This is a genomic window from Okeania sp. SIO2B9, from assembly GCF_010672505.1.
Lineage (GTDB): Bacteria > Cyanobacteriota > Cyanobacteriia > Cyanobacteriales > Microcoleaceae > Okeania > Okeania hirsuta.
In genome coordinates this window covers 1-5,995 of sequence record NZ_JAAHGK010000370.1, presented here as the reverse complement: position 1 = coordinate 5,995, position 5,995 = coordinate 1, and the positions used below count along the sequence as shown (strand labels likewise).

The window sequence follows — 5,995 nt, the reverse complement described above, 5'->3', positions numbered from 1 at the left end:
TGCCATAGTTACTAAAACTATGGCAGAAAGACTAAAGAATTTTTACCAAGAAAAAATTGTTCCCAAAATGATGGAGCAGTTTAAGTATAAAAATATTCACCAGGTACCAAAACTGGTTAAAGTAACATTGAACCGGGGTTTAGGGGAAGCATCTCAAAATGCTAAAGCTCTAGACTCATCAATCAAAGAAATAGCTACAATTACAGGCCAAAAACCAGTAGTAACTAGGGCAAAAAAAGCGATCGCCGGATTTAAAATCCGTAACGGAATGCCAGTAGGAGTTATGGTGACTCTACGTTCTGGAAGAATGTATGAATTTCTAGACCGACTAATTAATTTAGCATTACCTAGAATTAGAGACTTTAGAGGCATAAATCCTAAAAGCTTTGACGGTCGAGGAAATTACAGCTTAGGTTTAAAAGAGCAACTAATATTTCCAGAGATAGAATATGACAGTATCGATCAAATTCGGGGAATGGACATTTCAATTATTACCACAGCTAACACTGATGAGGAAGGCCGCGCCTTACTTAAAGAAATGGGAATGCCCTTTCGGACTAATTAACTTAAAGTAGTTAAGGAAAAAAAGGAAAAAATGGCGGCTAACGACACAATATCAGATATGTTGACGCGAATTCGCAACTCCTGCATGGCGCAACATACAACAACAAAAGTTCCAGCAACAAAGATGACTCGCAGTATTGCCAAAGTATTGAACGAGGAAGGTTTTATTGGTGGATTTGAACAAGAAGGCGAAGGTCTCAAGAAGTTCCTAGTAATTTCTTTAAAATACAAAGGTAAAAATCGACAACCCATTATTAGATATCTGAAGCGAGTTAGTAAACCTGGACTCCGGGTCTATAAAAATCGTAAAGAATTACCACGAGTTTTAGGTGGAATAGGAATAGCTATTATTTCCACATCCAGTGGAATTATGACTGATAGAGAAGCTAGAAAAAGAGGCATCGGAGGAGAAGTCCTTTGTTATGTTTGGTAGTAAACAAAATGAATAGACTTCTTGCAGAAGTCAGGGAATAGGGAGTTTAACAATTAATAATTAATAATTACCTCTCCTCTAAAAGAACAGGATTGACTCAAAGAAATTTTTGTCTTTTTATCTCCTAAAAAAAGGAAGCTTGAAACCACAATTTTTTGGTAAAATTGTTGATTTCGTGTCTTGAATTGATTTGATTAAAACTTTTGCAAGAGGTCTAATCAAGAGCTATTCACTAACCCAAAGAAAACAATATCTAGCAACCTTATATATATACAAAGAAAGCTATGTCTCGAATTGGTAAGCTTCCCATCAAGATTCCCAACAAAGTGACCATTACCATTGATGGTCAAAAAGTAACAGTAAAAGGCCCGAAAGGTGAACTTTCTAGAGTACTGTCCCCAGAAATAGCTGTTGAACAGCAGGAAGATACTATTGTGGTTAAACCAAAAACTGAAACTCGTCGTGCTCGTCAGCAATATGGTCTATCTCGAACTTTAGTTGCCAATATGGTCGAAGGCGTCTCAAAAGGATATGAAAAGCGACTACAGATCCAAGGAGTAGGATATCGTGCTCAAGTTCAAGGGAAGAACTTGATCTTAAACGTAGGTTACAGTAAACCAGTAGAAATGCCCCCTCCTGAAGGTATTCAGGTGGCAGTAGAAAATAATACTAATGTAATTGTTACTGGCATAAATAAAGAATTAGTAGGAAATACTGCTGCGCGAATTCGTGCTGTTCGTCCACCAGAAGTATACAAAGGCAAAGGTATTCGCTATGCAGGTGAAATGATTAAACTCAAAGCAGGTAAATCAGGTAAAAAATAGATGAAGTATACTCGTAAAGACTCTGTCAGAAAGCGGCATCGTCGGGTGCGAAAAAAGGTATTTGGTACATCAGAACGCCCTAGACTGTCAGTATTTCGCTCAAATCTGCATATCTATGCTCAAGTAATTGATGATACTAAACAACATACCTTAGTTGCAGCATCAACTGTAGAACCAGAATTAAAATCAAGTATTAGTTCAGGAGCTAACTGTGATGCTTCTGTGCAAGTAGGAAAATTAATTGCACAGCGATCTCTAGAAAAAGGAATAGAAAAAGTAGTTTTCGACCGTGGTGGAAATATCTATCATGGCCGTGTAAAAGCTTTAGCTGAGGCAGCTCGTGAAGCGGGATTAGACTTCTAGATAATTAGTAAAGTTACACACAAAAAAAGAACTTGACAAAAGGTAACAACTATGGCAGAACAACAACAGCAGCGTCGTAAAAAAAATAACCGTACAAAAGAGAAAGAAAGTGAATGGCAGGAAAGGGTTGTCCAAATCCGCCGAGTCACTAAAGTTGTTAAAGGTGGTAAAAACCTGAGTTTCCGGGCGATCGTTGTCATAGGCAATGAAAAAGGTCAAGTAGGCGTAGGAGTGGGTAAAGCAGCAGATGTTATCGGTGCTGTGAAGAAAGGAGTTGCGGATGGCAAAAAACATATAGTAGAAGTACCTCTCACAAAATCTAACTCTATTCCTCACCTTGTAAATGGTTTTGGTGGTGGAGCTAAAGTGATCATGCGTCCAGCAGCACCAGGTACGGGAGTTATCGCGGGAGGAGCGGTGAGAACAGTTCTGGAACTAGCAGGTGTTCAGAATATACTAGCCAAACAGTTAGGGTCTAATAATCCATTAAACAATGCTAGAGCTGCTGTTAACGCCTTATCTGCTTTGAGAACATTGGCCGATGTTGCTCAAGAACGAGACCTGCCTGTGGAACATCTATATGCTTAGTCCTAGAGCAGGGAATAGGCAATAGGCAACAGCGGTGAGACCCCACGTCGGCGTTTCGCTGCGCGACATGAAAAGCTTTAGATCCTCCAAAGGAGGATAGACGCAAGCGGTCAGACCCCGCGTCGACGTAAGACGCAAGGGAATGCTGACCAAGAGAGGGAATGCCCACCAAGAAGGCTGCTGGACTAGCAGTGTCAGTCTGTGGAGCGACTGTAAGACCTTCTGGGAGTAAATCCCGGAAGGCGGGTGCATTGAAGCAGAAAGCCCCTATCAGTGATGCTAGGGAACCCGTGCTGTCTCGTAGAGCAGCGTCGGAAGGATGTCAATAATGGCAAATTCATCGGTAGCAAGATCAAACAATATGAGATTAAAAGATGCAATTCCTAAAAAAGGTTCTCAGAAACGCCCTCGTAGATTAGGCCGAGGCATATCAGCAGGTCAAGGTGCAAGCTGTGGTAAGGGGATGCGCGGTCAAAAATCTCGGTCTGGCAGCAGTACTAGACCCGGTTTTGAAGGTGGTCAAAATCCTCTTTATCGTCGCTTGCCAAAGTTAAAAAGCTTTCCGATGGTAAATCGGAAAAAATATACAATTATTAATGTGGGTAAGTTGGCATCATTACCAGCTAACACAGAGGTAACTCTTGCCTCTCTTATGGAAGCGGGAATTATTACAAGTAATGATGGACCGCTCAAAGTCCTCGGAGATGGAGAGTTGAATATTGCACTCAATGTTCATGCTATAGGTTTTACAGCTACAGCTCGTTCCAAAATAGAGGCAGCAGGTGGTAGTTGTGAACAAATAGGATCGAACCAATAACGAAGTCAGAAGTCAGAAGTGATTTTTGTAACGGGGATGCGTGAGCAACTCTCCAAAAGTATTTCGCCTTAAAAGGTGGGGTTGCGCGACCCAATTATTTTGATAAACTTTCTAGTTTTTTTAGGTTATCTCAAGTAGAGCCTCAAAAGCTTTAGTTGAAGAAAAAATCTTGATTATAAAACAAATAAAATATCTAGAAGCGGAGGATTCTACCTAATTTTGCTAAAATCAAAAATATAAAATATAAATCTCAAATACATATGGACATTAGTAGAGATAAGGCACCAACTGCTCAAGAAACATTCTTGCAGATGGCCCAAGCAGCAGGGTTGCGGGGGCGACTGCTAGTGACAATAGGTTTGCTTCTTTTGGTGCGTTTAGGTGTGTACTTACCAGTACCAGGAATAAATAGAGGAGCTTTTGAAGCAAGTATCGGGAATCAGGCTTTAACAGGATTTCTAGACCTATTTTCTGGTGGAGGTTTCTCGGCATTAGGTATTTTTGCATTGGGCATCATACCTTATATTAATGCCTCGATTATCATTCAATTGATGACAGCAGCCTTACCCAGTTTAGAAAATCTGCAGAAGAATGAAGGAGAAGCAGGACGTCGTAAAATTTCTCAAATCACTCGCTATGTGGCCTTGGGATGGTCAGTTTTACAAAGCTTTGGTTTAGCAATATTTCTGAATAGTTCATCTGTAGATATCAATGGATCGTCGGTAAGTGTAGCGATTAGCCCAGGGCCTCTATTTATTGCTAAGACTATTTTAGCAATTACGGCAGGTTCCATGTTTGTGATGTGGATATCTGAATTAATTACAGAAAGAGGAATTGGTAATGGAGCATCATTGTTGATATTTGTCAACATTGTGGCTGTGTTACCTCAATCACTAGGCGACACTATTAAATTGTTTGAAGGAGGAGACCGTGCTATCGTAGGTCGTGCGATTATTCTGCTTCTGGTATTCCTCGTGATGATTGTAGGTATTGTCTTTGTACAAGAGGGAAGTCGCAGAATTCCTATACTTTCAGCTCGTCGTCAAGTAGGTAGAAAACTTTATCGGGAAACAAAAAGCTATTTACCTTTACGATTAAATCAGGGTGGAGTAATGCCAATTATCTTTGCTTCTGCCGTCCTCATATTACCTGTATCTTTAGCTCAGTTTTCTAACAATCCACTTTTATCTCAGATTATTACTTCTATCAGTCCTAGTGGCCCGACTCCTTGGTTGTATGCTCTATTTTACTTTGTTCTAATATTATTCTTCAGTTATTTCTACGCCTCCCTCATTATGAACCCAGTGGATATGTCGCAGAATTTGAAGAAAATGGGAGCAAGTATCCCAGGCATTCGCCCAGGTAAAACTACCAGCGATTATATAGAGAAAGTTTTGAATAGGTTGACTTTCTTAGGAGCTATTTTCCTTGGTGTAGTAGCAATTATCCCTACGGTAGTAGAAAGTGCAACTCGTGTACCTACCTTTAGAGGATTAGGAGCTACCTCTCTATTAATTCTAGTAGGTGTAGCAATAGATACAGCAAAACAAATTCAAACTTACGTTATCTCCCAAAGATACGAAGGAATGGTGAAGCAATAGTGGTAAAACTGATATTCTTAGGTCCGCCAGGAGCAGGCAAGGGAACACAGGCATCTCGAATAGCAGAATTTTACCAAGTTCCTCATATTTCTACAGGTGATATTTTACGCAATAATGTGGCACAAAAATCAACCCTGGGTTTACAAGCTAAAGAATATATGGACAAAGGTGATTTGGTTCCCGATGGACTAATCCTTGACATGGTTGAAGAAAGACTGAAAAAAGATGATGCTCAAAATGGTTGGGTTCTAGATGGGTTTCCTAGAAATGTGGCTCAAGCACATTTTGTAGAAAAACTTTTATCTGGAAGCAAAAATGGAAATGACACTCAAGAAGAAATAGCTGAAATTAGTAATTCTTTGATGGTCATAAATTTACAAGTGCCAGATGAGGTTTTAGTCGGTCGCTTATTATCAAGGGGTCGGCAAGATGATAATGAGGAAACTATTAGAAATCGTTTAAAAGTCTACGACCAACAAACACAACCTCTGATTGAATTTTACAAAGAACGTCAACAGCTATTTACAATAGATGGAAATCAGTCTGTTGATGCTGTGACTAATTCTCTCAAGCTATCGGTTAATATATCATAGGGTAAATAAGAATTAGATTTTGATAAATTGTTTCTACCTGGAAATATTTAGTTGTAGCTCTCTAAATGCCAATTAAATATTATAGATATATATTATTTATAACTCATGCTCAATAACCTCTAAAAATTAAAAACTTTTTGATAGGATATGTTGAGGGGAATCACCTGAAATAACAGGCTGTTCTCAATACAAAAAAATGGTTACTTGCAGCA

At 39.4% G+C, this 5,995-nt stretch carries 9 protein-coding genes; all 9 read left to right on the top strand.

Translation table 11 applies throughout. From position 1 onward, the window contains the following. Positions 1-19 precede the first annotated feature (19 nt). Positions 20-565, top strand: coding sequence for a 50S ribosomal protein L5 (gene rplE, locus F6K13_RS14695; protein ID WP_124145120.1), 546 nt, complete (start codon positions 20-22; stop codon positions 563-565). 30 nt (positions 566-595) lie between these two features. Continuing rightward, positions 596-997, top strand: a complete 402-nt coding sequence (gene rpsH / locus F6K13_RS14690; RefSeq protein ID WP_124145119.1) for a 30S ribosomal protein S8 — start codon at positions 596-598, stop codon at positions 995-997. A gap of 284 nt (positions 998-1,281) precedes the next feature. Next, positions 1,282-1,821: a 50S ribosomal protein L6 gene (gene rplF / locus F6K13_RS14685; protein ID WP_124154906.1), complete on the top strand. Its 540-nt coding sequence runs from the start codon at positions 1,282-1,284 to the stop codon at positions 1,819-1,821. Then, positions 1,822-2,184, top strand: a complete 363-nt coding sequence (rplR, locus tag F6K13_RS14680; protein ID WP_124145117.1) for a 50S ribosomal protein L18 — start codon at positions 1,822-1,824, stop codon at positions 2,182-2,184. Between the two features lie 51 nt (positions 2,185-2,235). After that, the gene (gene rpsE, locus F6K13_RS14675; protein WP_287287719.1) at positions 2,236-2,772 is read left to right on the top strand and encodes a 30S ribosomal protein S5; all 537 of its coding nucleotides are present in this window, start codon (positions 2,236-2,238) and stop codon (positions 2,770-2,772) included. Between the two features lie 161 nt (positions 2,773-2,933). Continuing rightward, positions 2,934-3,101: a hypothetical protein gene (locus F6K13_RS14670; protein WP_287275026.1), complete on the top strand. Its 168-nt coding sequence runs from the start codon at positions 2,934-2,936 to the stop codon at positions 3,099-3,101. Positions 3,102-3,133: 32 nt separating this feature from the next. Beyond that, on the top strand, positions 3,134-3,589 hold the full coding sequence (gene rplO, locus F6K13_RS14665) for a 50S ribosomal protein L15 (RefSeq protein WP_124143134.1): 456 nt from the start codon (positions 3,134-3,136) through the stop codon (positions 3,587-3,589). 260 nt (positions 3,590-3,849) lie between these two features. Further along, the gene (secY, locus tag F6K13_RS14660; RefSeq protein ID WP_124143135.1) at positions 3,850-5,190 is read left to right on the top strand and encodes a preprotein translocase subunit SecY; all 1,341 of its coding nucleotides are present in this window, start codon (positions 3,850-3,852) and stop codon (positions 5,188-5,190) included. Further along, positions 5,190-5,783, top strand: a complete 594-nt coding sequence (locus F6K13_RS14655; RefSeq protein WP_124143136.1) for an adenylate kinase — start codon at positions 5,190-5,192, stop codon at positions 5,781-5,783. Before secY ends, F6K13_RS14655 begins: the two co-directional genes overlap by 1 nt. Positions 5,784-5,995 lie beyond the last annotated feature (212 nt).